Annotated in this window: 24 protein-coding genes and 4 pseudogenes; 14 read left to right on the top strand and 14 right to left on the bottom strand. The window is 69.8% G+C overall.

Going from position 1 to position 25912, the window contains the following annotated elements:
• Positions 1–57: 57 nt before the first annotated feature.
• Both FGF04_RS37045 and FGF04_RS37040 read right to left on the bottom strand, forming a co-directional pair.
• Positions 58–1926 (bottom strand): leucine-rich repeat domain-containing protein, encoded by a 1869-nt coding sequence (locus tag FGF04_RS37045; protein WP_149515775.1) that lies wholly within the window; start codon positions 1924–1926, stop codon positions 58–60.
• An 80-nt stretch (positions 1927–2006) separates the two neighbouring features.
• On the bottom strand, positions 2007–2933 hold the full coding sequence (locus FGF04_RS37040; protein ID WP_149515774.1) for an endo-beta-N-acetylglucosaminidase H: 927 nt from the start codon (positions 2931–2933) through the stop codon (positions 2007–2009).
• A 416-nt stretch (positions 2934–3349) separates the two neighbouring features.
• On the opposite strand from FGF04_RS37040, the gene FGF04_RS37035 reads away from it, so the two are divergent.
• Positions 3350–4279, top strand: a complete 930-nt coding sequence (locus FGF04_RS37035; RefSeq protein ID WP_149515773.1) for a hypothetical protein — start codon at positions 3350–3352, stop codon at positions 4277–4279.
• Positions 4280–4351: 72 nt separating this feature from the next.
• Positions 4352–4717 (top strand): hypothetical protein, encoded by a 366-nt coding sequence (locus tag FGF04_RS37030; protein ID WP_149515772.1) that lies wholly within the window; start codon positions 4352–4354, stop codon positions 4715–4717.
• 45 nt (positions 4718–4762) lie between these two features.
• Here FGF04_RS37030 and FGF04_RS37025 read toward each other — a convergent pair whose 3' ends face one another.
• Together FGF04_RS37025 and FGF04_RS37020 are read right to left on the bottom strand one after the other, a co-directional pair.
• Positions 4763–5983 carry a metallophosphoesterase gene (locus tag FGF04_RS37025; protein ID WP_149515771.1) on the bottom strand — a complete coding sequence of 407 codons (1221 nt, stop codon included), beginning with the start codon at positions 5981–5983 and terminating at the stop codon, positions 4763–4765.
• Positions 5984–6082: 99 nt separating this feature from the next.
• Positions 6083–7027, bottom strand: a complete 945-nt coding sequence (locus tag FGF04_RS37020; protein ID WP_328596472.1) for an ArsR/SmtB family transcription factor — start codon at positions 7025–7027, stop codon at positions 6083–6085.
• A 352-nt stretch (positions 7028–7379) separates the two neighbouring features.
• Here FGF04_RS37020 and FGF04_RS37015 point away from each other — a divergent pair, with 352 nt between their 5' ends.
• The 3 genes from FGF04_RS37015 (at position 7380) to FGF04_RS37005 (ending at position 9616) form a co-directional block, all read left to right on the top strand.
• Complete coding sequence (locus tag FGF04_RS37015) at positions 7380–7901, top strand: hypothetical protein (RefSeq protein WP_188114382.1); 522 nt, start codon at positions 7380–7382, stop codon at positions 7899–7901.
• A gap of 12 nt (positions 7902–7913) precedes the next feature.
• Positions 7914–8909 carry a fatty acid desaturase family protein gene (locus FGF04_RS37010; protein WP_149515768.1) on the top strand — a complete coding sequence of 332 codons (996 nt, stop codon included), beginning with the start codon at positions 7914–7916 and terminating at the stop codon, positions 8907–8909.
• A 137-nt stretch (positions 8910–9046) separates the two neighbouring features.
• A complete protein-coding gene (locus tag FGF04_RS37005; protein WP_149515767.1) occupies positions 9047–9616 on the top strand; it encodes a hypothetical protein in 570 nt (189 codons plus the stop codon).
• A gap of 61 nt (positions 9617–9677) precedes the next feature.
• Here FGF04_RS37005 and melA read toward each other — a convergent pair whose 3' ends face one another.
• The 5 genes and pseudogenes from melA to FGF04_RS36980 form a co-directional block, all read right to left on the bottom strand.
• Positions 9678–11084, bottom strand: coding sequence for an alpha-glucosidase/alpha-galactosidase (melA, locus tag FGF04_RS37000; protein ID WP_149515766.1), 1407 nt, complete (start codon positions 11082–11084; stop codon positions 9678–9680).
• Between the two features lie 51 nt (positions 11085–11135).
• Positions 11136–11924, bottom strand: a complete 789-nt coding sequence (locus FGF04_RS36995; RefSeq protein WP_223146443.1) for a carbohydrate ABC transporter permease — start codon at positions 11922–11924, stop codon at positions 11136–11138.
• A gap of 343 nt (positions 11925–12267) precedes the next feature.
• Positions 12268–14046, bottom strand: coding sequence for an acyl-CoA dehydrogenase family protein (locus FGF04_RS36990; protein WP_149515765.1), 1779 nt, complete (start codon positions 14044–14046; stop codon positions 12268–12270).
• A 369-nt stretch (positions 14047–14415) separates the two neighbouring features.
• Positions 14416–15077, bottom strand: a pseudogene (locus FGF04_RS36985) (hypothetical protein).
• Between the two features lie 2 nt (positions 15078–15079).
• The gene (locus FGF04_RS36980; RefSeq protein WP_149515805.1) at positions 15080–15427 is read right to left on the bottom strand and encodes a hypothetical protein; all 348 of its coding nucleotides are present in this window, start codon (positions 15425–15427) and stop codon (positions 15080–15082) included.
• A 377-nt stretch (positions 15428–15804) separates the two neighbouring features.
• Between FGF04_RS36980 and FGF04_RS36975 the strand changes: the two genes are divergently transcribed.
• The 4 genes and pseudogenes from FGF04_RS36975 to mshD all read left to right on the top strand — a co-directional run.
• A complete protein-coding gene (locus tag FGF04_RS36975; RefSeq protein WP_149515764.1) occupies positions 15805–16059 on the top strand; it encodes a type II toxin-antitoxin system Phd/YefM family antitoxin in 255 nt (84 codons plus the stop codon).
• On the top strand, positions 16056–16307 hold the full coding sequence (locus FGF04_RS36970; RefSeq protein WP_149515763.1) for a type II toxin-antitoxin system RelE family toxin: 252 nt from the start codon (positions 16056–16058) through the stop codon (positions 16305–16307). Before FGF04_RS36975 ends, FGF04_RS36970 begins: the two co-directional genes overlap by 4 nt.
• Positions 16308–16685: 378 nt before the next feature.
• A complete protein-coding gene (locus FGF04_RS36965) occupies positions 16686–17405 on the top strand; it encodes an IS6 family transposase (protein WP_149515762.1) in 720 nt (239 codons plus the stop codon).
• Positions 17406–17601: 196 nt separating this feature from the next.
• Positions 17602–17955: pseudogene (gene mshD, locus FGF04_RS36960) on the top strand (mycothiol synthase); the annotation flags it as partial.
• Here mshD and FGF04_RS36955 read toward each other — a convergent pair.
• Entirely contained in the window at positions 17933–18751 is an 819-nt protein-coding gene (locus tag FGF04_RS36955) for a hypothetical protein (RefSeq protein ID WP_149515761.1), read from the bottom strand. The pseudogene mshD and the gene FGF04_RS36955 sit on opposite strands and share 23 nt — an antisense overlap.
• Positions 18752–19147: 396 nt before the next feature.
• Here FGF04_RS36955 and FGF04_RS40435 point away from each other — a divergent pair, with 396 nt between their 5' ends.
• Both FGF04_RS40435 and FGF04_RS41495 read left to right on the top strand, forming a co-directional pair.
• Positions 19148–19315, top strand: a complete 168-nt coding sequence (locus FGF04_RS40435; protein ID WP_188114381.1) for an aromatic-ring hydroxylase C-terminal domain-containing protein — start codon at positions 19148–19150, stop codon at positions 19313–19315.
• An 86-nt stretch (positions 19316–19401) separates the two neighbouring features.
• Positions 19402–19572: pseudogene (locus tag FGF04_RS41495) on the top strand (Zn-dependent alcohol dehydrogenase); the annotation flags it as partial.
• A 66-nt stretch (positions 19573–19638) separates the two neighbouring features.
• On the opposite strand, the gene FGF04_RS36945 reads toward FGF04_RS41495, so the two are convergent.
• Positions 19639–20634 carry an AraC family transcriptional regulator gene (locus FGF04_RS36945; protein WP_149515760.1) on the bottom strand — a complete coding sequence of 332 codons (996 nt, stop codon included), beginning with the start codon at positions 20632–20634 and terminating at the stop codon, positions 19639–19641.
• A gap of 178 nt (positions 20635–20812) precedes the next feature.
• On the opposite strand from FGF04_RS36945, the gene FGF04_RS36940 reads away from it, so the two are divergent.
• Together FGF04_RS36940 and FGF04_RS36935 are read left to right on the top strand one after the other, a co-directional pair.
• The gene (locus tag FGF04_RS36940; protein WP_188114380.1) at positions 20813–21217 is read left to right on the top strand and encodes a nuclear transport factor 2 family protein; all 405 of its coding nucleotides are present in this window, start codon (positions 20813–20815) and stop codon (positions 21215–21217) included.
• A 156-nt stretch (positions 21218–21373) separates the two neighbouring features.
• Entirely contained in the window at positions 21374–22483 is a 1110-nt protein-coding gene (locus FGF04_RS36935) for an epoxide hydrolase family protein (RefSeq protein WP_149515758.1), read from the top strand.
• A gap of 46 nt (positions 22484–22529) precedes the next feature.
• Here the strand turns inward: FGF04_RS36935 and FGF04_RS36930 are convergent.
• Positions 22530–22625: pseudogene (locus FGF04_RS36930) on the bottom strand (hypothetical protein); the annotation flags it as partial.
• Between the two features lie 106 nt (positions 22626–22731).
• The gene (locus FGF04_RS36925) at positions 22732–23319 is read right to left on the bottom strand and encodes a TetR/AcrR family transcriptional regulator (RefSeq protein WP_149515757.1); all 588 of its coding nucleotides are present in this window, start codon (positions 23317–23319) and stop codon (positions 22732–22734) included.
• A 124-nt stretch (positions 23320–23443) separates the two neighbouring features.
• Here FGF04_RS36925 and FGF04_RS36920 point away from each other — a divergent pair, with 124 nt between their 5' ends.
• Positions 23444–24553, top strand: a complete 1110-nt coding sequence (locus tag FGF04_RS36920; RefSeq protein ID WP_149515756.1) for a saccharopine dehydrogenase NADP-binding domain-containing protein — start codon at positions 23444–23446, stop codon at positions 24551–24553.
• A 494-nt stretch (positions 24554–25047) separates the two neighbouring features.
• On the opposite strand, the gene FGF04_RS36915 is transcribed toward FGF04_RS36920, so the two are convergent.
• Positions 25048–25908 carry an IS5 family transposase gene (locus FGF04_RS36915; protein WP_149515755.1) on the bottom strand — a complete coding sequence of 287 codons (861 nt, stop codon included), beginning with the start codon at positions 25906–25908 and terminating at the stop codon, positions 25048–25050.
• Between the last annotated feature and the right edge of the window lie 4 nt (positions 25909–25912).

Below are 25912 nucleotides of genomic sequence, written 5' to 3'. Positions count from 1 at the left end.
GCCCGGACCTTTCGGTCCCGGCCCAGGCTCCGCTCGTGGTCCCGGGCGCGGGCGCGGTCAGCGCTGGTCGATCGCGATCCCGCGTGCCGCGAGTTCGGTCAGGACGGGATCGCGCCGGCCCCGCAGGATCTGTTCGTTCATCTGCAGCGACTTGTTGAGCCGTCGCAACGACTTCATCCGGAGCAGGGGTTCGAGCTCGGTGAGGGAGTGGTGGCGGTGGAAGAGGAGTTCGGAGAGGTCGGGCAGATCGGCCAGCGTGCCGATGTCCGTCACCTCGTCCAGGCTCCCCATGCGCAGGGACTGGAGCGAGGTGAGGCCGGCCAGCGGTGACATGTCCTGCCAGTCCACGTCGGAGAGATAGAGATGGGTCAGGGAGCGCAGGACGGGGAAGTCCGTCAGCTGGGGCATCCGGTCCACGCTCAGTACGCGCAGCTCGGGGCACGTCTCCAGGACGCCGAGCGAGTCGAGGCCCGTGGCCCGGTGAAATGTCAGGTCGGTGACCGGGGCGCCTAGCAGTGCCCTGATGTCCTTGAGCGCGGGGCAGTCCCGCACACCGACCTTGTCGAGCGCGGTCAGGCCGTCGAGGCGGCCGAGGTCGGTGAGCGAGGGAAGACCGCTGAACTCCAGCTCGCGCAGGGCCGGCAGGTCGCCCACGTCACCGGGGCTGCTCATGCTGTCGGTACGGCTGACGGACAGTTCCTCCAGGGCGCTGTGGGAGCCGAGGCCGGTGAGCTCCAGCAGCCCGGAACACCTGTCGAGGACGAGTCCGCGCAGGCCGGGGAGGGACGCGAAGGGGGAGAGGTCCCGTATCAGAGCCAGCCCCTCCAGGTGGAGCCGGAACGTGCCGGTGAGGTGGGCCAGCTGCGAGACGTCCGCCAGCGCGGGGCAGTCCTCGAAGGTGATCCCCTCCAGGGAGGGCAGGTATCCGAGCCCCTCGACGGAGGCGAACCGTTCGCCGTCCGCGATCCGCAGCTCCGCCAGGTGCGTCAGTGTGGAGAGTCCGCGCAGGTCGAACAGGTCCGGGCAGCCCTTGACCTCCAGCTTCGCCAGACGGGGGTGGCTGCCGAGACCGCGGAAGGACTGGAAGCGGGGGCAGTCCTCCACGATCAGCTCGGAGAGATCGGTCGCCGCGGCGATGCCGGTCAGGTCACGGAGCCGCTTGCAGCTCTGCAGGTGCAGGGAGGCGAGCGCGGGCACGTTCGTCAGGCCGGACAGGTCGCGGACGGCCGTCCAGCCGAGATCGAGGTGGGTGAGGCCGGTCAGGCCGGAGAGCTGGGCCGGGGAGGCGAAGGACCGGCAGCCGCGCAGGTTCAGGTGCTCCAGCAGGGGGAATGCCGCCGGGAAGCCGGCCACCGAGGTGACCCGGGTGATGCTCAGGTCGAGGTGGCGCAGTCGGCCGAGGGACAGCAGCGGCTTGACGTCGGACACCGGACGGCAGCGGTGCAGGCTCAGCCAGGTGAGTTCGGTGAGGCCGCCGAGGGGGGTCAGGTCCTCGATTCCCGCGCAGCCGTTCAGGTCGAGGTGGCGCAGTTCGGTGAGCGCGCCGAGTTCCGTGAGGTCCGTTATCTCCTTGCAGCGGTCCACCGTCAGCGTGTGCAGCATGGTGAGGTGCCGCAGGCCCGACAGCGAGGTCACGCGCTTCAGCGTCAGCTCCGTCCGGCCCTCCCGGAGGAAGGCCGGCGCCAGCAGGGCCGCGGCGAAGCCGTCCGGGTCGCCGGCCGTCGGCCACAGGCGCAGCAGCGTGTCCGGGGCGAGGTCCGCGACCGGCGCGAAGCGGGCGGCCAGCTCCAGCGCGGCGCCGTCGTCGGTGACCGCCACCAGTTCGCGCACCGCCTTGCGGGCCTGGGCCTGGCTGGCCTTGGCGAGCCGGGCGGAGTGGGCCGCCACGAGTTCGTCCGGATGCGCGTCACCGGTGGTCGAAGTCATGGCCAGAACCTTACAACTCCCTTTCCGGCGGCCCCCGGAGACCGGTCAGGGCCGGTCACCGTGCGGCCCGCGCGCCCGCCTCAGGGCGTGTGGACGGCGGCGCTGCCGTACAGCTCCCGGGTGAACGCGGAGACGTCCGCGCTGCGGTCGGCACCGTCGAGGTTGTACGTCAGGAAGACCCCGTACCCCTCGCTCACGGTGCGGCGGGCGAGGGAGGTGACCGTGCTCTGCGACGTCCTGCCGATCTCGACGGCCGCCGGCGACAGTTTCGACTTGGGCAGTCCGAGGCCGGGGACCTGCCAGCTTCCGTAGTACGGGTTCCAGGCGTAGTCGAACTTGGACGAGACGTCGACGCCGTTGTACGACAGCCGGGACGCGGCCGGGCCGATGTTGTAAAGGCTGATGATCTTGTCCGGCATGTTCGCGCGGAGCGCGGTCACCAGATGCACGAACGAACTGGCGTTGGGCTGCCCGGTGCCGTTCCTGCCGTACTCGGCGTATTCGTCGTCGAAGTCGATGCCGTCGAGGCCGTACCTGGTCACGGTGTCCGACAGCTGTCCGGCGAACGCCGAAGCCGCCTGCTGGGACGGGAAGTTGGCGAAGCCCGCGCCCTGGTGGTTGCCCAGCACCGACAGGACGACCTTGATGCCCTTCTGCTGCAACGGCCGTATCTGGGTGGCGGCGTTGTCGAGGACGCGCTGCACGTTCTCGTTGAAGTACAGCTGCGCCGTCTTCGTGCCCGTGTCGTAGTTGATGTTCGCCGCGAAGATCACGGCCACGTCGAAGACGGCGCCGCCGCCGTCGGCGAGGGTGTACTTGCCGACGTTCAGCATGCTGTTGTTGTTGACCTCGACGTACGCCACCGAGGTCGGCCCCGCCTTGGCGAGCGCCGGGGCCGCCGTGGCCGCCGTGGCGTGGGTCGTGGCGGTCGCGCCGAGAGCGAGGGCCGCGACGGTCGAGAGGGCGACCGCGGCCGCCTGCATCCTGCTCCGTACGAGCGTGAGCATCGTTGATCGGTCTCCTGTCGCATGGTCGGCGCCCGGCCTGTCCGAACCTGCCGGGCCATCCCTGCGCGTCCCGGCAGCCGCGCCTCATGTCTTCCCGCCTTCCACTTGCGTCACACCACAACTCCCTTGTTTCGCAGGTGGGTTGGCGAAGCCGCGCCCCGTGGTTCAGCGGCCGGCGCCCCCGCACACCGTGGAGCCGGCCGCCGAACCGCGGGGCGCACGACGCCGGCCACCGGAATGCGCCGCCTCCGGATCCTCGGACGCGATGGCGAATTTGGTGTATTGATCCGCTGCAAGTGGCGTAGGTGATGGGCGATTAGTTTCGCAGCCGTTTTGCGCGCTGTTGACGCTCGATCCGCTGAAGTGTAAGTCCCCAGTCATCGTGACCGGCGCAACAGTCAAGGGGGACGAACAGCATGCTTCGTATCACGGCTGATATCTTCTCCGGTCGTCCGGATCCGGTGTCCGAGATCACGGACGAGAACGAAGTGCGGGCACTGCTCCGTGAGGTGGGCGGTAATCGGGACCTGTTCCTCGGTGACGCACCGGCGGAGGGCGGTCTCGGAGTCCGGGGATTCTGGATCGAACCGCTCAATGACGAGTTCGGAACCGACTTCGGTCCCGAGCCGAGGCTGTACCTCCCGGTCGGCGCACAGGCACGTGGTGCCCACGCGGCCGACATCGGCGAGCGGCTCGTGAACCTGATGGAGCGGGGGAGCTCCACCGTTTCCGGTGAGGCGGCGACGCCGCTGGACGCCGAGCTGCGCGACTACCTGATCCCGCAGCTGGCGGCCTCGGCCCGGCTCACCGTCACGGACCAGGTCGTCACGGCGCCGGCGGACCCGGAACAGTCACCGGAGGAGGGTGCCTCGGCGGCCTCCTGCACGATCGAACTCGGAGCGTTCAACCCGGGATTCTGGAACAACGACGCGACCGTACGGCTGAACAACAACTGTTACAACTACGCGAGCAATTGGCGGACCAATACGTTCGCCCAGCCGGGACGTGGTTGCGGCAGCATGTACAAGGCCATCACGCCCGACGAAATGACGCGTGCGTCACTGTGCGACGGAATGCACCACCGGTTCGACTGCTTCCCGGACTCGGAAAAGCCGCGTTACCTGGTGGCGCTGGTCATCGCTCCCGGCCCGGGAATCGTCGACTTCCACTGGTACCGCAAGCAGAAGGAGGGATTCTGGGGTCACAAGCCCGGCGGTACGGCCGCCCGCAACACGGACAACAGCGGTAACGTCATCCTGAATCCGGAGACCGCCAACCGTGGTCCGTACACGGTCTTCGTCGGATACTTCTACGGATGCAATTCGCAGCGGCAGAGGATCAGGTAGCGGCTTGACGCCTTCCCGGGACCGGGGCAGTGCCTTTCCCGGGCGGGGCCGAGGCCGCACAGCCATCAGGGAATGACCGGTATGGACGTCGAGATCGAGCTCTACAGCGGCCGGCGGAACCCGGTGTTCGGCCTCGGGCCGGAAGCCGGGGAACGGCTGATGAACCGGATCGCCGCCCTGCCGCCGGCGCCGCCGGGGGCCGCTCCGCTGCAGGGCCTCGGCTACCGGGGACTGCGGATCACCGGCGCTCCGGCAGCCGACGTCACGGAGATCGTGGTGTCCGGCGGAGTGATCGTCGTCCGGGACCGGAACGGCACGGAGCGGGTGCTCCAGGACGCGGGACGCGCCGTGGAGCACTCGCTCGCCGACCTCGCCGCCGCCGGCCTGGACCCGGCCGAGATGTCCGTACTGCGCCGGGAGCTGGGAGCCGGCGGCTGAGCACCGGGCACGGCAGGGCGCCGGGGCCGTGACGGTCCCGGAGTCCTACGCCGAGGTGGACCCCTGAGGGGAGCGGAGCACGAGCAGGGTGATCTCGCTGGGGGCGAAGACGCGGAACGGCGGGCCCCAGAAGCCGGTGCCCCGGCTGGTGTAGAGGAGGGTGCGGGGGCCGTGGCGGGTGAGGCCCGCGAGGGCGGGCTGGTCGAGGCGGACGAGATGGTGGAAGGGCCAGATCTGCCCGCCGTGGGTGTGGCCGGAGAGCTGCAGGTCGACGCCGCCCGCCACGGCCCGGTCGACGAACTTGGGCTGGTGGGCCAGGAGCAGGACGGGAAGCCCGGGGTCGGCGCCGCTCAGCGCTCCGGCGAGGTGGGCGCGGTGACCGGCCAGACCGGAGGACTCGGCGGTGACGTCGTCCACCCCGGCGACCACCAGGGTGTCGCCGCCGCGTTCCACCAGCAGGTGGCGGTTGCGCAGCGGCTCCCAGCCCAGCTCGTCCATCAGGTCGACCCAGCCCTGGGCCTCGCTGTAGTACTCGTGGTTGCCGGTGACGTAGACACGGGCCCGGGTCGCCCGCACGGTGCCGAGCGGGGCGGCCTGGGCACGACGGCGTTCGGCCGTGCCGTCCGCGATGTCACCGGTGTGGCAGACCAGGTCGGCCTCCAGGGAGTTCACCGTCTTGCACACCCGCGCCGACCAGCGGGCGCGGTCCAGGGGGCCGTAGTGGGTGTCGGTGATCAGGGCGACGCGCAGGCCGTCCAGCCCCGCTCCCAGACGCGGCAGGTGCACGTCGAGGGTGCGCACGCGTGGCACCCGGCGGGCCTCGGCGTACCCCCAGGCGAGCAGGACGGCGCTCACGCCGAGGACGGCCCAGGTGACGACGCGCGCCCGGTCCTGGCCCTCGCCGGCCCCGGCCGCGACCAGGGCGAGCCGCAGCAGGATCCCGAGCAGGACGGACCAGGTGAACAGGACCCAGGCGGCGCCCAGCAGGGTGTCGCCCACGATCGCCGCCCGGTCCTGCTGACGCCGGCCGTGACCGCGCGCCATCGCGAGCGGCATGCCGACGAGACCGAGAGCGAACACGGCGGTGCCGGCCAGGGTGACGGGCCACGGCCAGCGCTGTCCGGCGTACAGGAGCACCCAGCACGGCACGGCCCACAGCAGGACGGGCGCGATCAGGGGGAGGTAGCGCATCAGCCGGTACAGCCGGCTCTGCCGCGGCGCCCGCTCCTCCCTGTCGGCGGGGCGGGTGTCATTGGTGTCCGTCACGCTTGCACTCCTCGACCGGGCTGCCGTCCCGCGCACTGTAGCCCCTGCTCCCCGCCCCCGGCTCGTGGCCGCAGGGTTCCGCGGCCGGATGCGACCGGGTCATGAGGAGCGCGTGCACAGCAGGGTGCCGAGGGGCGTGCGGCGGTGGTGGACGGCCCGGCCGGCCCGGATCGTCGTGATCAGCCCCGCGGCGCGCAGTGCGGCGGCGTGTTCGGAGGCCGTGGCGTCGCTGATCCCCAGCCGCCGCGCGGCGCTGCCCGTGGTCTGCTCCTCGGAGAGCAGGCGCAGGAACCCGGCCCGGGTCCGGCCGAGCACGCCGGCCAGCGGGTCGCCGTCGGCCGCGGTGGGCGTCAGGGGCAGACCGGGACCGGCGGGGMAGACCAGCAGCAGGGGCCGGMCGGGCCGGTCGGAGACGAGCGGTTTGCCGAGCCAGTGGAACGTCGGCACCAGGACCGCCCCGCGTCCCTCCAGCCGGACCTCGCTGTGCCGGGGCGTGTCGATCTCCCAGACGCCGTCCCGCAGCCGCGAGCCGGGCAGCAGCGCGACGAGGGCCCGGCCCATGCCCTGCTCCGCGGCGGTCAGGGCATGACGGGTGAACTCCGCCCGGTGCAGGTCCTGCACCGCGGCCCAGTGGGGTCCGAGGACGGTCTCGTAGGCGTCGCGCTGTGCGCGCAGGAGAAGGTGCCAGGGCTCGACGTCGCCCCCGTGCAGGGCGCGTATCCAGCGGGGAGCCGTGGACGCGCCCGCCGGGTACATCATCTCGATCCCGGACCGCACCAGGGCGGGCGGGGAGGAGCGGGCGAGGCTCTGTCCCTCCGGCACGGTGTCACCGGGCGCGATGACGAATTCGGGGCACCGCACTCCCGAGATCAGACCCCCCAGCGGCCTGGCGCCCGGCGGGAGGGAGTGGCGCACGCGGTGCCGCCAGCGGCCGAACAGCGGGTCGTCGTCGGTGCGGTACAGCATCATCAGGGCCGCGTTCAGCTCGTACAGGGGCGCGGGACGCGGTGCGAACCGGATACGGGCGAGATCTTCGGCCGACAAGTGGATGCGTAACACCGGTAACCCCCGTGGGCGTGCCTGGGCAAGCACTTCGGGCAGGACCGAAACCATCGCCTGTGCCGCCGTCCCGCAGCAGGATTCGGTCACGCCTTTGTTCACCATTCACCCAAGCGGGTCGTACCGGGGCAAGGCGGCGTGCCGTCGACGACGCACGGACCACGCCGCACGGGCCACGAAGCGCACAGCACGCACCACGGAGCACGAACCGCGGAGAAAGAACCACCAAGCGCGAGCCGCGGAGCGCCGACCCGGCGGGAACCACGGATCCACCGACACACGGCCGGGCCCCGATGCCGTACGAGGGCGTCGGGGCCCGGCGTACAGGAGGCATGCCTTGCTCTCTCCCGACGTTCTCTCCCAGGTCCTGGAGCGCTTCCCCGGCACGATGCCGCTCTGCGGCGAACTCGTCGACCAGGGCGCCTGCCAGTGGGACTGCTGCGAGTTCTCCGGCTCCTACTTCCTCCTCCTGCCCGGCGAGTGGGAGAGCGCGCTCCAACTCGGTTACGGGCTCGACCGGTTCGAGGTGCTGGACGCCGACTACTTCGGCGGGCGCAAGGTGGAGTCCCGGCAGGACGGCTGCTGTTCGGCGCCGGGAGGTGCGCAACGGCCGTACAAGCCCCTGGACTGCCGCCTGTACCCCTACTGGTACCAGCCCCGGGAAGGCGGCGACATGATCCGCATGCAGGCCGCCGCGTGTCCGATGATGCGGCTCGGGCGCGCGGACGAGGAACACCGCACGCGCACGGCGCTGGTCGCGGAACTGCTGTGCCGTGACCCGGACGTGGCACGTTTCCTGCGCGAGGCCCGGATGACCCCGGGGATCTACGACGTCGTCCCGGGGCTCGTGACCCGCTGAAGGGAGCCGAAGATGTCCGCCACGCCCGCCACATCCTCCACGTCCGCCACATCCTCCATGTCCGCCGCGTCCTTGTCGTCCTCGTCCCTTCCCCGGGACCTGAAGAAGTTCACGGCACGCGACGCGCACGTCTTCGCGGGAAAACTCGTCCTGTGCGCCGCGGTGTCGGTCGGGAGCGCCGTATGGATTCTCACGCACGACGTGTGGACGGCGCTCGCCGGGCAGTTCGTGCTCGGCGTGATGTTCGCCCACGCCGTGGAACTGCAGCACCAGATGCTGCACGGCACCGGGATCAGGGCGCCGCGGTGGGCCCGGTGCGTGGGCACGGCCCTGGGGGCGCCGATGCTGGTGTCGTACACCCGCTACCGCGTGCTGCACCTGAGGCATCACCGCTTCCTGGGCACGGACCAGGACACGGAGTTCTTCCGGTACTCGGCCGGCGACGCCCTGACGCTGACGGCCATGGGCGCCTCCGCCTTCGACGTGCGGCGCTGGGCGGCGGCCCTGCGCGACGTCGTGTGCGCCGTGTGGCCCGGCCGCTCCTACGACAGCGGCATGAACCGCCGGAACCGCGCGCGGATCCAGGGCGAGTACCGGTGCATGCTCGCCGCCGGGGTGGCCCTGGCCGGTGTCTCGGTGGCGGTGGAGCGGCCGCTCGTGGTCACGCTGTGGCTGGTCCCGCTCGTGTTCGCCGAGCCCGTGCACTTCCTGATCGAGCTGCCCGAGCACGTGCTGTGCGACCGGACCTCCCCGGACGTGTTCAGGAACACCCGCACCATCAGGGGCAGCCGGTTCTCCTGCTGGCTCACCAACGGCAACAACTTCCATGTGGAGCACCATCTGCGGATGGCCGTGCCGATCAACAAGCTGGGCGCCGTCCACGGAGAGGTGGCCGGCCGGCTGGAGAACTACTGCGTGAGCTACCCGCGGTTCTACCGCACGGTCCTCGCCCACGCCTGGCGCACCCAGTGGGCCCGCCGGGACGGGGCACCGCGGGCGCACCCCTGACGGGAAGCCGTGCGGGGCGTCGCGCTCCGTCCCGCTCCGTCCGGCCCAGTTGCGATGGCGGTGGTCGGGGAGCCGGGTGAGGGTGGACCGTGACCGCCGCATCGGCCCGGTCCCTCCCGAGATCCAGGAGCACCGTCATGTCCGGACGCCACACCGTGATCCGCAGCCTGCACGACGTGGGGCTGGCCGCCTGGTTCGGAGGCACGCTGATGGGGGCGGTCGGACTCAACGGCGCGGCACGGGACGAGGGCGGCACGGCCGTGGAGCAGGCCCGCATCTCCTCGTCCGGCTGGGCGAAGTGGACGCCGGTCAACGCCGCCGCCATCGGCATCCACCTGTTCGGCAGCGGCGGGCTCCTCATGGTGAACGCCCACCGGGTGGCCGGCCAGCAGGGCGTGGCCGCCTCCACGGCGGTCAAGACCCTCGTCACGGGCGCGGCCCTCGCCGCCACCGCCTACGCCCGGATCCTGGGCAAGAAGGTCGAACTGGCCTCCTCCCGCGATCCGCAGGACCTGCAGAAGGCCTCCGAGCACCCCATCGACCTCGACACGGCCCGGCGCCACCTCGCCTGCGCGCAGTTCGCCGTGCCGGCGCTGACCGGGTGCCTGGTCGTGCTCAACGCCCTGCACGGCGAACAGCAGCGCCCCGCCGACCAGGTGCGGGGCATGCTGCGCCGGGCCGGCTCGGTGGTGTCGTTCCAGCGGTAGGGCACGGGCCGCGCATGCGGCCCGTCGCCGGTCGGTGCCCAAGGGGTCGGTGCCTGAGGGGTCAGTGCCCGAGGGTGGCGCGCAGCGCGGGCTGCAGGAGGTCCGCGTGGGCCCGCACCATGTCGTCGCACAGGTCCCAGATGCGTTCGACCGGCAGGGCGGCGGCCGTGGCGGGATCGGCCATGGCCGCCTGGCGGACGGACCGCGGGTCGTCCTCCAGGGCGGCCCGGACCACCAGCTCGTTCATGCTGAGGTAGTTCCGGTTGAGGGCGGCCAGCTGCGCGGGCAGCGCTCCGATCCTGGTCGGCTGCACACCCGAGCCGTCCACCAGGCAGGGCACCTCCACGGTGCCGGTGGCCGGGAGGTTGTCGATCAGGCCGTGGTTGGGGACGTTGCCGTACACGGTGCGCGGCGTGCCCGTCACGATGCTGTGGATGATCTGCGGGGCGTACTCCATGGTGCCCTCGACCGTGAGGGGCGTCCCCGCGGCCAGCGCCCGCCGGGTCCGCTCGTAGGCCGCGACGTTCTCGTCGACGATGCCCAGGTAGGCGCCGATCGGCAGCCGGAGCCTGTCGACCTCGCTGTCGTGGTGCAGGTACCAGGGGACGTACTCGGACGAGTGCTCGCTCGTCTCGGTCGGGTAGAAACCCAGGCGCCGGTACATGTCGACCCGGACCCGGCGCCGCAGCTGCGGGTCCCGCTCGATCAGCTCGTCGAGGAGCGGGTAGAGGTCGGTGCCGTGGTGCTCCAGGCGCAGCACCCACGCCTGGTGGTTGACGCCCGCGGCCCGGTAGGTGATCTCCTCGTGCGGTACGCCGAGCAGTTCGCCCAGGTCGTGGATGGTCCAGTACACCGAGTGGCACAGCCCCACGACGCGGGTCAGCCCGGTGGCCCGGGTCAGGTACTGGACGTTCATCGCCATGGGGTTGGTGTAGTTCAGCAGCCAGGCGTCCGGGCAGACCTCGGCGATGTCCTCGCCGAGGGACCTCAGGACGGGGAAGGTCCGCAGCGCGCGGAAGATGCCGCCGATCCCGAGGGTGTCGCCGATGGTCTGCCGCAGCCCGTGGCGCCGGGGGACGTCGAAGTCGGTCCGGGTCGCCTCGCCCATGCCGACCTGCACGATGTTGATGACGAAGTCGGCGTCCCGCAGGGCCGCGCGGCGCTCCGGGTGGGCGGTCACCCGGGGGCGCGTCCGGGAGGCGCCGGCCGGGACGAGCCGGTCCGCGATCTGCCGGGCCGCCCCCTCGGCGGTAGCGAGGCGTTCGGCGTCGATGTCGTGCAGCGCGATGTGGGCGCCGCGCAGTTCGGGGAAGGCCAGCAGGTCGGCCAGCAGGCCCTGGGTGAACACGACGCTGCCCGCGCCGATGAACGCGATCTTCGGGGCGGTGGAGGTCGCGTCGGAGGCCGTGCCGGGGGCTGTGCTGGAAGTCGTGCCGGGGGCTGTGCTGGAAGTCGTGCCGAGGGTCATCAGAGGTTCTTTCCGTTGTCTGTACGAGAGTGTGCGGCGGCAGGGCGCGGGCTACCCCTTGAGGCCGCTCGACGTGATCGACTGGATGAAGGTCTTCTGCGCGAACAGGAACGCCAGCAGCACGGGCAATACGGTGATCATGTTGCCCGCCATGACCGCGGACCACCTGGTATGGTGCTGGCCCTGGAACGTCGTCAGGCCCAGCTGCAGGGTGTACTGGGTGTCGTGGTTGATGGCGATCAGCGGCCAGGTCAGGTCGTTCCAGGTGGTGAGGAACGTCAGCACGGCCACCGTGCTCAGCGCGGGGCGCGACAGGGGCAGCACGATCCGGAAGAGCACGCCGAGCCGTGAGCAGCCGTCGAGCCACGCCGCCTCCTCCAGCTCCCTGGGCAGCGACAGGAAGAACTGGCGCAGCAGGAACACCGCGAACGGCGTGACCAGCGAGGGGACGATCAGCGCGCCCAGGGTGTCGATGAGCCCCAGCCGCTTCATGACGAGGAACGTCGGGATCATCGTCAGCTGGAACGGCACGGCCATCGTGGCCAGCATGAGCGCGAGCAGCGGCCGGGAACCGGCGAACCGCATCCGGGCGAAGGCGTAACCGCCCAGGGAGCCGAGCAGCAGGTTGGACACCACCGCCACCAGCGACACGATCAGCGAGTTGGCGAACCACCGGGGGAACATCGCGTTGCCGATCACGTACCGGTAGCCGTCCAGGTCGATCCCCGACGGCCACAGGGCGGGCGGGAACCGGTTGATCTCGGCGTCGCTCATCACGGAACTGAGCAGCAGCCAGACCAGCGGGACCGCGAAGAGCAGGCAGAGCGGGGCGAGCAGCAGGTGCCAGGGGCTGAACCTTCCATGTCCGCGTCCAGGTCCGTTCCCGTATCCGCCGCCGGGACTGCACGGCTGCCCCGATGAGCTCCCTCAGCGGCCCCGCTCCAGGATGAGTACCGCATGAGCAAGGGAGTTCTTCGTCCTCCTCTGTCGGCGGTCCCAATGGCCACGGCGACCGCAGGCCGGTGGCCAGGTGTACGCCTGGGCGTGTGAGCGTGACACTGACCGCGGCGGGCTTACGGTCCGAGACTGCCGATGCAGTCCGGACCGCGCGCCCGTGGAGTGCCGCTGGTGGTTCGAGGAGGACCTGCGTGCCAGGCGCATGGGGCCTGGCCGCGCTGTTGTGTCAGTCGGTGAGCATCGGCAGGGAGCTGAGGTGTTCCTCGGGGATGTCGAAGGCGTGGGCCAGGGTGTCGAGGTGTGGGGCGAGGCGGGAGGTGAGGGTGTTCAGGATGCCGGGCAGTGTCTGGACGTGGTCGGCCGTCAGGATGCCGTCGGCGAGCAGCGGGCCGTCATGTGCGCGCACGTGCCGCAGCATGAACAGGGCGCACAGGTCGTTGAGCAGGGTGCGGGTCGCGGTGTCTGCGGCGCGGGTGCATGCGGTGGTGAAGGCGTCGGCTGCCTGGCCGACGGCGTAGGCCTCCACCAGGGCGAGCGCGGAAGCGGTGGCGTTGTTCCAGCGGACGAATGACCCCTTTTCGCGGTCGGGGTGGGGGGCGCGTAGGTCGTGGCGGGCGGCGAGGTGCGCCTGGCGTTCGACGTGTGCCAGGGCGCGGCGCAGGAAGGCCACGTCGGTCAGCTGTTCCGCGCCGGTGGCGTGAGGGGATGCGGGGCGCAGCTCGTGCCCGAAGATCATCTCGGCGCCGGCCTTCGACCACACGGCGAGGTTGTCGCCCTCAGCGGTGATCGCGCCGTCGGTGTTGGCGGGGAACTCGGCGAGGCCGTTTGCCGGGAACAGGGCGCGTGCTCCGCAGCGCTCGCGGGCCTCGATGGTGATGTCGCGGGCCCGCCAGGTGATCCAGCCCTTCGCGATCGCTGCCAGCCGTTCCACCGGGGCGTGTTCGGCGGGCGCATGGGTGATCCACCGGTCGGTCACCGTGCGGTGCCAGAACGTCATCGCGTAGGCGTCGGCAATCTTTTCCAGGAGCCGTCCGTGGTGGGAGCGGTAGGCGGAAATCGGGACGCGCTGTGTGCCGCCCGCCGGCCCGGATACGTGGCGGTGCCCGGCGTAGCGCACGGCGATCGCCAGTGCGGCCCGGGCGCCGCCGAGAGTGCTGGCGCTCATGCACAGCTTGCCGACCGTGACGCGGTTGATGGTGTGCAGGAACCGCTTGCGGGCACTGCCGGCGGTGCTGTGGAAGGTGCCGTCCGCATCCAGCTGCCCGTGCGAGCCTTGGACCAGCGTGGTGCGGGGCAGCCGCACCCGGTCGAAGGAGGTCACACAGTGGTCGACCGGGCTGCCGATGCGCTCGGGCAGGGAGGTGACACTGACACCGGGGAGGGCGCCCCGGTGGTTGCTCAGCGGGGTCAGGAACAAGAAGACCCCCTCGTCCCGGTTGTCGATCAGGAGCCGCGCCGCGACCACGGCCGTCTTCGGGCCGCCCGCCGGGCTGGTGTTGGGCATGAACTTCGCGGCGCCGGGGTGGGGGGTGTGCAGCACGAACTCGTCGGATCCGCGGTCGTAGCGGGCCACGGTCTCCAGCGCCGGGGCGTCGTTGCCGTGCGCTCGTTCGGTGCACAGGAAGGTGCCGACGCGGGACAGGCGCATGAAGTCACTCAGATCGCGTGGTGCCGATCGGTCGTCGTCGAGCAGGCTGCCCAGGAAGAGGTTGTAGTGGATGCCGGCGACCGTTGCTGTGGCGCCGTCCACGACCGATGCCCACTCGTGCAGCGCGGCCAGGTGACGCGGGTCGTGGGCCAGCTGGTCGGGTGGCAGGGGAAGTTCTTCGTTGATCCGGCGCAGCCGGTCGTACGACAACTGCCAGCGCTCTTCGCACGTCGCGGGATGGTGGCGGAAGAGGTCGTCGCCGATCACCTTGCGCCAGTGGGCATGCACGGCGGCGCCCTCGGGGCCGTCGTGGAAGAGGAGGTCGCGCAGTTCCAGACAGGTTTCATTGCTCAGCACGCTTCTTTAAGCGAGCCAGGCGCCGAAAGGAAACGATCTTTGCGCCCCCGTTTCGCGAACAGAGGACGGGGGAGGGCCCGGCGACCGGCACAACTGATCCGGCAGGGACGGCGTCGTACGGGGCAGCCTGAATCCGCCAGGCGCCTTCGAGGTGACCGGGTGGGCCCATGCCGGCCGCCCCAATGTCCGCAGGCTCTGCCAGCGCAGCTAGGCCGTCGAGCCCGCACCAGACTCCCTGCCAGCGCATGCCGAGCTCGTCGAGCGCCGCTCGCCGTTCGGGGCTGAGTTTGGCGGTGTCGTTCCCGGTCCGGGGGCCGCGGTGTGCTGACGGCGTCGAGCTGCTGGGCGCCCTGTGGCGCTTGGGCGGGGTTACGGGTCGGGGGGTTCGTCGTAGGGCTCGACGAGGCGCTGCGCGAGGTCGTCGAGCCACTGCTGGGCCCACTGGCGCAGCTGTGTGATGCGCGCGCTGTCCATGCTGTAGGCCTCGAATTCGGCGTCGCTGATCCACTCCGGGCTCTCCAGCCGGTCGTGGAGTTCGGTGAGGTCGAATTCGTCGGGGCGCCGGGCGGCGAGGGTTTCCAGTTCGGCAAGGCTGTAGAGGTCGCGGGCGGCGTGGACGTCGATGGCATCGCGGGCCAGCCCGCGGTCGCCCAGCGCGCGGACCTTGGTGCCGATGAGGTCGTCCAGGTCCAGGACGGGGCCGATGTCCGTGACGACGGGCGGGCGCCACAGCACTTCCTTGAGCAGATCCACCTCGCAGATGGCGTCGGTGACCGGATCGGTGGCGAGGAAGCGGGCCTTGAGCGGCGCCACATCGACGACAGTGATCCGCCAGCCCTGCCGGTGAGCTACTCGACGATCTCCGTCATGCCGGCGGGGTGCTCGGTGGCGAAGTCCAGGTCCTGGCTGGGCCGGTGCACGATCCCGTGCGCCTGGATCGCGTAGCCGCCCATCAGCGCCAGCCCGTACGGACGCCCGGCAGCCAGGGTGTCGGCGAGCAGCCGCCGGTGATGCTCCGGCAGATGGTGCAGGCTCACGCGGCCGCCGCCGGCCGCAACCGCGGGAAACGCTCCTCCCACACACCGCGCACGCCGCGGCCGAGCATCTTGCGCAGCACGGGCCAGTGATCGACCAGCAGGGTGGCGTCGAGGTAGTGGGTGTAGTCCTCGCGGTGGCCGTTGAGCAGCACGATCCGGTACATCCCCAGCAACAGCTTCTCGTCGCTGAGGTCGAACGTGCGCAGCCCCGACCACGCCAGGTGCAGCGGCAACGTCACCGCACCCTGCACCGGCCCGGCGAGCTCCGCAAGATCGTGAGGCAGCTGGTCCGCGGCCCGAGCCCAGCGCGAGGACGCCACTGCGGCCGGTGTTTCCTCGGCCATGACTTCCCCCTCCTGCATCCGGATCGGCACGATCGGGTACCTCTCAGCCCAGTCTCCCGCAACCGGGCCGGCAGCCGACGCGGACGACAGCGGCACGCTGGCGGTCTCCAACCAGCCGAATCCGGCCGGGATCTGGCCGACCGGCTGCCGCATGGGCATAAAACGGCCCGCGTCTACCAAGACCACAGGCTGGCGTGCAGGCGCGGAGAGCGGACCATGCCCATACCCAGGTACGGGTCCAAAGCGGACCATCTCCGTATGTGCGGAGGAGCTGTCTCCTTCCGCGTCCAACCCGGGCTGCTGCACTCAACGATCAAGAACCAGCTTTCTGAGCAGTAAAGAAGCTGCGCTGGCGCGTGAAGTGTACAGTTGTGTACATGAGTGACACTCTGCCGATCACCGAGGCCCGGGCGAAGTTCGGATCACTGGTGCGCCGCACCTCCCACGCCCGCGAACGCATCACGATCACCGACCACGGCCAGCCCGCGGCCGTGCTCATCAACCCCCAGGAACTGGCCGACCTGGAGGACGCCCTGGCCCTGGCCCGCTACCGCGAGCGCCAGTCCGGCGGCGCCGCCGCGGCCGTGCCTCACGATGATGTCCGTGCGCGTCTGGGCCTGGAGCGCGGGTGACCTACTCGATCGTCTGGGACGAGCCCGCCATCGACGCGGCCGCCCGGTTCGTCAAGGACGATGTCGAGGGGCTGCGCCAGCTCATGGACGCCGTCGACCTGCTCGCCGACCAGCCCCGGCCCGAGGGCAGCACCGCCTACGGCTCTCCCGACCTGCGCCGGATGCACGTGGGGCGCTACCGGGTCCTGTACAAGATCACCGAGGCCACCGTCACCATCGTGGTCATCCACATCGGCCGCCTCGGCTGACACCAGCAGTAGACGGTGAAGGGCCGGACCGACCGTGGTTGGGCCCCGCAGCATCTGCTGCGCTGGCCCTGGCCGACGCCCTGCCCCCGGCCGGTGACCGCTTACTGCTTCCGCGCGTCGCCGTATCGGTCCGGTTCGGGACGGCAGTCGGGCAGGGCGGGCTCCGTGATCGGCGTGCACCTGCCGCGGTGGCACCGCCACGCGGGCGCGTTCACCGCAGCCCATCCCCAGCTGTACGCCCTCACCCTGGTCCGGACACCGCCGCCCCGCCGCATGACTGCGCTCGGGCGGGTATGACCCGCTGCGGCGCTGTCACGTTGGTTGACCGGGTGCGATGATCGATGATCTTCTGATTGATCGTGCTGGAGGGGACTGTCTGTGGGGGCCGTGTCGCTGTCGTATAAGAGGCACCGGTACCCGGTTGAGGTCATCTCCCACTGCGTGTGGCTGTACTACCGCTTCCCGCTGTCGTTCCGCGAGGTCGAGGAGCTCATGCTCGAGCGGGGGATCGTCGTCTCGTACGAGACGGTGCGCCGCTGGTGCGCCAAGTTCGGGCCGCGGTACGCGGGCGCGCTGCGCCGCCGGCAGCCCGGGCCTGGTGACAAATGGCACCTGGACGAGGTCTTCGTCAAGATCAACGGCGAGCAGCGGTACCTGTGGCGGGCCGTCGACCAGGACGGCAACGTCATGGACATCCTCGTGCAGGACCGCCGGGACAAGGCCGCAGCCAGGTATTTCTTGCGCAGGCTGATGAAGAAGACCGGTGCGGTGCCGCGGGTGATCGTCACCGACAAACTCCGCTCCTACGGCGCGGCCCACCGCGAGGTCATGCCCTCCGTCGAGCATCGGCAGTCGAAGTACCTGAACAACCAGGCGGAAAACAGTCACCAGCCAACGAGGCAGCGCGAACGCACGATGAAAGGTTTCCGCTCGATGGGCGGAGCCCAGCGGTTTCTGTCCGCGGTCAGCGGCATCTCGCCCTACTTCCGACCTCGCCGCCACTTGATGCCCGCACACGACTTCCGAGCCGAGATGACCGTCCGCTTCGCGATCTGGGAGCAGATCACCGGCGTCGCCGGCCTGCCCACTGCGCCGTGAGCACACAGCCCGAACCCGACTCCTCCACGCCCCGGCACACCGTCAAACACCCTCACATCCAACAACGTGACAACGCCACTGGCACACCTGTCCGGAGCCCGGCCGCATCAACGGCTCGAACCTCTGAAGCGAGTACATGCACCTGGACAACACGTCCTGCAACCTCGCCTCGCTGAACCTGATGAAGTTCCTGAAGGACGAGGGTTCACTCGGCCAGCGGGACCTGGACGACCGCAAGGCTGAGCCCTGGTTCGACCCAGCCGGGTTCTTCCTCGCGTTCCGGGACGAAGAACTGATCGGTTTCCACTGGACGAAGGTGCACGAGGCCGAAGGTCTGGGCGAGGTGTACGTCGTCGGAGTGCGGCCCGACGCGCAGGGCGGCGGGCTGGGCAAGGCCCTCACCACGGTGGGCCTGCGGCATCTCGCGGAGGCGGGGATCCCGGACGCCATGCTGTACGTCGACGCGGACAACCTGGCGGCGGTGGCGGTGTACGAGCGGCTCGGCTTCGTCACGCACGAGACGGACCTCATGTACCGGACGGAGGCCTGAGCTTGTTGCCGTTGACTTCCAGCAGCGTCTCCATGCTCGCGTAGGCCAGCTGCCCCGCGGTCTTCTTCCCGTTCCCGCCAGCGGGGGCGCTCAGGCCGACGGCGCTCCGCTCCGCGGCGTCCACGTCGGGATGGATCAGTCTGAGGTAGTGCTGGAGGACGCTCGCGCACGTGTCGCGTGTGGCGTACTCCGCGTTGTCGACGAGCTGGAAGTCCTTGGAGATCTCCTTGGTCCGGCCGGCCGCGTCGGTATACAGCGGGTGCCAGATCATCTTCACGTCGGGGTTCAGCTGCTTCACCAGGTGCAGGTGCGGGACCTCTAATCGGATGAGGATGCTGTCCGGGTCGTAGGCCCGCACGAAGATGTGCACGGGGCCGTTCGCGCGGGACACGAATGCCTTGGACACGAGGTTCCACATCGGCCCGGTCAGCTTGTCGTTGGAGTGCAGCTTGAGGGCGTTGAGCACGCTGCCGATCCTGGTCCGCGCCAGCGGCATGTGGCCTTTCTCGTACGCGTACTCGCTGGTGTCGAAACCGCCTGCCCACAGGGCCATCGTGGGCCTCTCGATCGCCAGGTGATCGGCGATCAGGTCGACCGCCGCGTGGTACCAGGAGTTCGTCATACGGATCTCGCGCTGCTCCTGGCGGCTGCTCGTCCGCGCCGTGGCCTCGGCGTTGAGCTCGCCCTGCGAGTCGACTCCGCCCAGCAGGAGCTGCCAGGCGGCGTCGGCCTCGGGCTGCGGAATACCCAGTGCCAGGGTCATGTCACGCCACGTCTCCCATTCGGGATGCTCCATGGGCCGGACGCTGTAGTGCCCGTCCAGGGGGGTGCTCGCGGGCGCGTTCGCTGGGGTGTTCAAGCGCTGCACCCACCGGGTCGTCGCCGCGTTCCCCGCGCTCCGCTGGAGCGCGGGGAACCCGGTGAGAGGTGCCCCGCGCCCGCCCGCGGTCTGCCGGGCCCGCTGCCCCTCCGGGGCTCTCCGCTGTTCGCGCATGGCTCTTCCCGTCCTCTCGGTCGACGGCGACGACCMTAGAGCGGGCGGAGGTGAACGGGCGAGGGCCGGGAGGGCAATCCGAAGTGCATTCGTTCATACGCAGGTCATTTCTTCTTGGAGATCAGTGACGCCCGTCGTGCGTGCGCCGACGTCACTGCTTGACGTGTGGCTGAGCTTGTCGTTTATCCAGTTGACCGCGTGCGCGTCGTGCACTGCAAGATGCCTGACGCGGACGTGACCGCGCTGCTGGTCCGACCGGACGGGTACGTGGCCTGGGTGGGCGTGGACACGGAATCGGCCGGGCTGTCCGAGGCGCTCGACCAGTGGTGCGCCCTTCCCTCCATGCGGAGTTCAAGCGGGGGATGACATCGGACTTCGAAGGTCGGGCATACCCAGGTAGGCAGTGCCGACTCTCGGTCGAAAGGTCGTCGTCAAGGCGTGGGGCATCCGCCTCAAAGCGTATGCAGTGGGACATCGTGCTGTGTGCGAAGCTATACCGGCAGAGGCGGCTGCTGCTGGACGAGCTGGTGACGAAGACGTATCCGGTGGAGGACTTCGAGAAGGTGGCGGCGGACGCAGGGGCCGGGACTGGGCGCGTCGCGCGGGCTGCCTTGAGGTGCTGAGTCCACCGGTCGGCCTCCCCGGCGGTGGAGAAAACTCCCGGCCGCCAAGTGACTCAACGACGCGCATCAACCGCCGAGTCGGCCTACCGGACGGTGGCCGGACGTCTGATCACCGGCGCGCGCTTCCGCCTCGTCGCGCATCTGGTACCGGTATCGGTACCGATAACGCTGCGGCGCTTCCCCCACCTCTCGTTTGAACGCCGTACTGAACGCGCTCTCCGAGGCGTATCCCAGGACGGAGGCGAGAGAGGCGATGCGCTCGTTCCCCTCGCGCAAGGCGCGCTGCGCCAGCAGCATCCGCCAGCGGCTGAGGTAGGTGAGCGGTGGTACTCCTGCCACGAGCCGAAAGCGCGCGGCGAAGGTGGTCCGTGACATCGACGCGGCGCGCGCCAGTTCCTCCAGTCGCCAGGGTCTCCCGGGTTCGGCGTGCATGAGCTCGAGCGCCGGACGCAGTTGTTCGTCGGCCAGCAGCCGCAGCCGTCCCGGGGGCAGTACGGCCTGATCGACGTAGGCGCGGAGCATGTCCAGCAGCAAGAGCTGACCGTGCTGCCTGATGGCGAACGCGGAGCCCATGAGGTTGCCAACCGCCTCGTCGAGGATCCGATCGAGGCTGCTGCACAAGCGGGGTGCCGCGGAGGCCGACGCACGGACGTGCCCGACCGGTGGAAGTGCCTCCAGCAGCAGGGCCTCTCCTGCCGGGTTGAGCTTGATGTGCCCGCCAAGGACGATGTCGTCGGCGTCGGCCAGATCGGCGGCGGCATCGTGGAAAGAGGAGTAGCCGACCGGCATCGCGATTTCGCGGGGCGGCCCTTCTCCCGTGCCACCCCGGAGCTCGAGCCATGTGCCGCCGTTCAGGATCGCGATGTCACCCGGCTGCAAATCGAGCGGAGCGCCGATGCCGTCGGCGGCAAGACGGGCCTGCCCGCGCGCCATCGCGATGAACTTCAGCGGGACGGTGAGGACGGAGCGCGCCACCCATGGCCCCCGCGCGGTGAAACTCCCTGACACCAGCCCTCGGATTTCGACGACGTCGAACACCTCGGACAGCAGGTCACCGGTCATGTCCGGACGATCGCAAAGGGAAACCGGACTGTCAAATATTCAAAGTACGCGCGGTCGCGCACAGGATGGAGGCCGTGATCGACACCGCAGCAGCGGAGCGCGCCATGAGGCCGACATGGCCGAACCGACAAGCCCCCGCCACCACCGGCCCCGTCCCCTACGCAGCAGGAGATCTTTAATGAGCATCGAGCGCAACAAGGAGATTGCCCACCGGATGGTGGAGGGCTTCTCCGCGGAAGGCGACATCAACGCAACCTTCGACCTGCTCCGGGAGGACGCCGTGTGGACCGTGATGGCGAACCCCGCATCGGTCCCCCATGCCGGCGGCATGCCGAAGGAGCAGTTCATCGAGCACATCACCAATTTCCGCCGCTCGACCCCCGACGGACTCCGGATGACCGTCACCGGGGTGACGGCGGAGGGCGAACGGGTAGCCGTGGAGGCCGAAGCGACGGGCACGCTGAGCAACGGCAACACCCTCAACCAGGTCTACCACTTCCTCTTCGAGATCAAGAGCGACAAGGTCACCGCGGTCAGGGAGTACATCGACACGGCGCACGCGGTAGCCGCCTTCCGCGGCTGAACCAGGACTGTCCAGCAGCTACGTTCTCCAGCGGCCGGGTCCACTTCACCGGGAAGACCTTCATCAATGACGGGAGGACTGAACGACGAGACCGCCTCGGCATCACGCACAGGACCGCCTCGCCGGCATCACATCGTTCGAACGGAAAGGCCCGCTATGACAAGTGCCGAACATGCTCCGCCCGCTGTCACGCAGACATCACTCGACGATCTGCGCACTCGGCTTCGTACTTTTCGGCGGATCGCTCTGCCCTTCAGCTCGGGCTGGGAATACGGAGTCGACGGCGACTACCTGACCGAGCTTCTCACCTATTGGGCAGAAGCGTACGACTGGCGGGAACACGAGGACCGGATCCGGAACCTGCCATGGCGCCTCACGGGCGCCGGAGGCACCCCCGTCCGGCTGGTACACCAACGGGCGCAGGACGCCGACGCGCCAGTGGTCCTGCTGCTGCACGGCTGGCCCGACTCGATCCTGCGGTTCGAGAAGGTCCTGCCGCTCATGACCGATCTGCACCTGGTCGTGCCGGCCCTGCCCGGCTTCCCCTTCGCCGCCCCCACCAGCCCCCGGGGGATGTCGTCGGCCGAGATGGCCGAGGCGGTCGCCGAGGCGATGACCCGGCTCGGTCACGACCGCTACATCGTCTCGGCCGGCGATGTGGGGTGCGACGTGGCGGAAGCGCTCGCCGCCGCGCACCCCGAGCGGATCGCGGCCCTGCACCTGACCGACGTCTCCCAGTACCGCTATCTGGTGGACCCGCCCCAGGACCTGTCGGAGGCGGAGCGCTCCTACACTGCGCACGGGCACGCCTGGCAGGCTGCCGAGGGCGGCTACATGCACGAACAGTCGACCAGGCCGCACACGCTGGCGGTCGGACTCGGCGACTCCCCGGCCGGGCTGGCCGCCTGGATCCTGGAGAAGCTCCGCACCTGGACCGACTGCGGCGGTGACGTCGAGACGGTGTTCACCCGGGACGAGCTGCTCACCTGGATCACCGCCTACTGGGTCAGCGGAACCATTGGCACGTCCTTCACCCCTTACGCACACAACGGACCCAAACCACGAGGGCGAATCAACACGCCCACCGCCTTCACCGTATTCCCCAAGGACCTCGTCAACGCCCCTCCAGAATTCGCCAACCGCTTTTTCGACGTTCGGTCCTGGACCGAGCACTCCAGCGGCGGCCACTTCGCAGCGTGGGAATGTCCGTCGCAATACGTCGCAGGCGTGCGCACAGCCGTGGAGCTCGCTCAGCCCCTGCGCTGACGCGAAAGTAGGAGCGCCGGGTGCATCCGGCCCGCTCAGCGATGTGGGTCACCGTCGCATTGTCGTAGCCGCGCTCCGCGAAAAGCTCCAGAACTGCCCACTTCAGGCGCTGTGAGTAGCTGCCCCCGCTACAGCCAGCCAACCCCGCGATCGCCGAACAACGGCAGCAGCCTGGTCACTTCACGACAGCAGACCGCTCCTCGCGCACGTCCTGCCCTCAGGCACCCAGCAGCCCACGCTGCTGACGCTCACCCACTGCTGTCAGCGCGCCCGCTCACAGCGAGGGTGACCCGCAGTTCGTCGGTCACCGCGTGCAGGCAGCTGCCGAAGCTCGCGTGCCCTTTGCTCTCGATCCAGTGCCGGAAGGCGTTCCCGAAAACCATCGTGGCGAGCTGCGCGACCAACTCAGCCGTCTCGGGCTTCACCTGCCGTTGCTTCAGGGCGTCGCGAATCGCCTCGGTGATTGCGACCGCCTTGGTCCGTTCGCGCTCCTGCAGCTCCGGGCTGGCGTCGATCACCGCCCGGCGCTCCGCCGCGCCGTCCACTTGCACGGCCAACTGGGCGCCGACTCGGGCAAATGCATTGAGGGCGGCGGCGAGCGGGGCCGCGTCCGGGTGTGCCGCCAAGACCGCCTCCGCAAGTGCTGGGGGCAAGCGTTCCGAGCCGGCGAACAGGACCTCGCGCTTGTCCGGGAAGTAGCGGAAGTAGGAGCGCCGGGTGAGTCCGGCCCGCTCAGCGATGTGGGTCACCGTCACGTGGTCGTAGCCGCGCTCCAGGAAGAGCTCCAGAGCTGCCCGCTTCAGGCGCTGCTCGGCACCCGGATCCCACCTCGCCATAGGTCGACTGTAACAGGTGATGTCTCACTGTGCCGTCAATGCTAGCCTGCGGCATGACACACTGTGTCATCACTGGGGGTGCCCGTTCCCGGTGTGGTCCGGAACAGGCAGAGGTGACGTCTACATGACCGAGACCAGCAAGACCGATGCAACGGCCGATAAGGGCAACGGCGAGGTGTGGATCGTCGGGGCCACCGGCCGTGTCGGCCGGGGTGTGACCGCGCGACTGGCTGCGCGGGGACTGACGGTCGTGCCGGTCGGACGCAGCCGGGAGCGGATGCTCGCCGCCGGGACCGACGCCGGTCTGGCCGGGAACGCGAAGGTGATCGTCGCCGACTCAGCTGAGCAGATCGCGCACGAGATCGCCCAGAAGCGCCCGCGGGTGGTGGTGAACACGATGGGCGCCTTCGCCGCTACGGCACCGGTGATCGCCCGCGCCTGCATGCCCGGCGGCCACTACGTCGACCAAGCCAACGACGTGGCCGCCGTGCAGGGACTGCTCGCCCTGCACGACGAAGCGGTGGAAGCGGGCAGCACCCTGGTCACCGGTGCCGGATTCGGCGTGCTGGCGACGGAGGCGGTGGTGGCGAAGCTGTGCGAAGGCCGGCCCACACCGCACCGGGTGCGAGTCGACGCCGTGGCCTCGGTGGCCATCGAGGCGGGCGTGCTCGGTGCCGCCCTCGCGGCCAGCATCGTGGACGCGCTCACCGCCGGCGGACGGCGGTACGAGAACGGGCAGCTGATCGCATCACGCCTCGGCGCCGACCCACAGCAGCTCATCTTCCCGGACGGTGAGTCGGCGAAGTCGGCAGGTGCCTCGTCCGGCGAGCTCCTCGCAGCGTACGCAGTGAGCAGAGCACCGTTCGTCACCGCGACTTCGGCTCTCGTGCCGACCGCTCCGCTGATCCGTGCCCTGCTCCCGCCGCTCGGCCGCCTGCTGTCCGTTCCGGCCCTGCGACGCCTCGCCGTCGACCGGCTCGGCCGGACCACGGTGAAGGCCACTCCCCGTCCGCGCAAGCACTCCTGGGGACACGCTGTCGTCGAGTGGGCGGACGGCACCCGGCACGAGGGATGGCTCCGCGCCGGCGACGGCATGGACTTCACGGCCGACGTCACCGCCACCCTCACGGAACTGCTTGCCCGTGGCGTCGGCAAGCCCGGAGCCTGGACACCGGCAGCCGCCCTCGGAGCCGACCTTGCGACAACCGCAGGCGGCACCTTCGTACTGGACTGAGTAGGTGTTTTTCTTCCTGGCGCTGGGGGTGACTGTGGTCCGGCCGTTGACGCCATCGTGCGGTCGGCGAGACCGAGGCGGCACTGGGGCTCCCCCTTGGGACCAACGCGACTCCGGCGCGCTCTCGCATGAGCCACAACTCCCGTACAACCAGGCCTCTGTTTCGCGCATCTGAATCAGTGACCGCTTCAAGCGGCACCGGATTACGGCGATCAGGAGGAGAAAATGCGCAAAGCCGTACTCGGATTGTTCGTGGCACTGGCGGCTGTGCTCGCGGTAGCGCCGTTCGCTGGCGCTGACCAGACCGAGACCGTCGCCTGCTGCGGAGGCACGGGCGGCTTCTAAAGGCGCCTACCGTTAGCTCGATGTTGTATGAGGGCCCGTCAGCTCGCTGGCGGGCCCTCCTCGTCGTGCAGAACGGTGTTGAGACGGAAGCTGATCTTCCGGGACGAGCTCGGAGTCCGCCAGCATGCGACAGCAAGCAGACCGGGCTGTCAGCCGACGGCTGGCGTCTTGCGTGTCCACTGGCTGGCGCGGGGGCTTTTACGGGTCAGGCGCCGGGTCATCATGGTGATGAGTGCCCAGTTCAGATGGGCTTCGGAGTGCTGCGGGAGGCGTTCGTAGTCGCGTGCGTTGCGGCGGGCGTTCATGCACCAGCCGATCGTCCGCTCGACTTTCCAGCGGCGGGGCAACACGACGAAGCCCTTGACCCCTTTGGGCCGGGAGACGATGCGCAGGGTGAGCCAGAGGCGTTCGCGGGCCCAGTCCACGAGTTCGCCGGCGTAGCCACGGTCCGCCCAGACCTGGGTGATCTGCGGCTGGGTGAGACGCAGCCGCCAGAACACGTCGCGGGCGGCGTCGCGGTCCTGGATGTCGGCGGGCGTCACCGTGATCATCACCGGCAGGCCGAGCGTGTCCACGGTGATATGGCGCTTTCGCCCGTTGATTTTTTTAGCGGCGTCGTAGCCTCGGCTGTTGCGGCCGACGGTGGATGCTCCCTTGACCGACTGGGAGTCGACGATCAGCGTCGCTGGGTGCGGGCAGCGGCCCTTGCCGGTACGGATCCTCCGGCGGAGCTGGTCACGGATGTAGGTGACGACCCCGGCCCGGTTCCACCTCCAGAAGAACCCGTAAACCGTCTCCCACGGAGGGAAATCCGCAGGCAGAGCCCGCCACTTCGCACCATTGTCGACGATGTAGCGGATGCCGTCGACGATCTCCCGCCGCGGCCACTTCTCCGGATGACCGCCCGTCTTCGTCTGGCAGGCCGGGAGGGGCAGCAGGGGTTCCGGGAGGGCCCATTCGGCGACGGAGGTGTCAGAGGGATAGCGGCGGCGACGGGAGGCAGCGGGCATGGAG

Origin of the sequence: Streptomyces apricus (genome assembly GCF_008369065.1) — a bacterium.
GTDB classification, from domain to species: Bacteria; Actinomycetota; Actinomycetes; order Streptomycetales; family Streptomycetaceae; genus Streptomyces; species Streptomyces apricus.
The sequence above is the reverse complement of the archived record's forward strand: the minus strand, read 5'-3'. Positions and strand labels throughout refer to the sequence as shown.

What these genes read in the sequence shown, in the direction of transcription:
- FGF04_RS36980 (WP_149515805.1), bottom strand. Translation starts at nt 15,427, where the DNA reads ATGGCCGAGGAAACACCGGCCGCAGTGGCGTCCTCGCGCTGGGCTCGG.
- FGF04_RS37010 (WP_149515768.1), top strand. Translation starts at nt 7,914, where the DNA reads ATGTCCGCCACGCCCGCCACATCCTCCACGTCCGCCACATCCTCCATG.
- FGF04_RS37045 (WP_149515775.1), bottom strand. Translation starts at nt 1,926, where the DNA reads ATGACTTCGACCACCGGTGACGCGCATCCGGACGAACTCGTGGCGGCC.
- FGF04_RS36945 (WP_149515760.1), bottom strand. Translation starts at nt 20,634, where the DNA reads ATGACCGGTGACCTGCTGTCCGAGGTGTTCGACGTCGTCGAAATCCGA.
- FGF04_RS36955 (WP_149515761.1), bottom strand. Translation starts at nt 18,751, where the DNA reads ATGGAGCATCCCGAATGGGAGACGTGGCGTGACATGACCCTGGCACTG.
- FGF04_RS36940 (WP_188114380.1), top strand. Translation starts at nt 20,813, where the DNA reads ATGAGCATCGAGCGCAACAAGGAGATTGCCCACCGGATGGTGGAGGGC.
- FGF04_RS37005 (WP_149515767.1), top strand. Translation starts at nt 9,047, where the DNA reads ATGTCCGGACGCCACACCGTGATCCGCAGCCTGCACGACGTGGGGCTG.
- FGF04_RS36935 (WP_149515758.1), top strand. Translation starts at nt 21,374, where the DNA reads ATGACAAGTGCCGAACATGCTCCGCCCGCTGTCACGCAGACATCACTC.
- FGF04_RS37030 (WP_149515772.1), top strand. Translation starts at nt 4,352, where the DNA reads ATGACCGGTATGGACGTCGAGATCGAGCTCTACAGCGGCCGGCGGAAC.
- FGF04_RS36920 (WP_149515756.1), top strand. Translation starts at nt 23,444, where the DNA reads ATGACCGAGACCAGCAAGACCGATGCAACGGCCGATAAGGGCAACGGC.
- FGF04_RS36975 (WP_149515764.1), top strand. Translation starts at nt 15,805, where the DNA reads ATGAGTGACACTCTGCCGATCACCGAGGCCCGGGCGAAGTTCGGATCA.
- FGF04_RS36915 (WP_149515755.1), bottom strand. Translation starts at nt 25,908, where the DNA reads ATGCCCGCTGCCTCCCGTCGCCGCCGCTATCCCTCTGACACCTCCGTC.
- melA (WP_149515766.1), bottom strand. Translation starts at nt 11,084, where the DNA reads ATGACCCTCGGCACGACTTCCAGCACAGCCCCCGGCACGACTTCCAGC.
- FGF04_RS37040 (WP_149515774.1), bottom strand. Translation starts at nt 2,933, where the DNA reads ATGCTCACGCTCGTACGGAGCAGGATGCAGGCGGCCGCGGTCGCCCTC.
- FGF04_RS36925 (WP_149515757.1), bottom strand. Translation starts at nt 23,319, where the DNA reads ATGGCGAGGTGGGATCCGGGTGCCGAGCAGCGCCTGAAGCGGGCAGCT.
- FGF04_RS37035 (WP_149515773.1), top strand. Translation starts at nt 3,350, where the DNA reads ATGCTTCGTATCACGGCTGATATCTTCTCCGGTCGTCCGGATCCGGTG.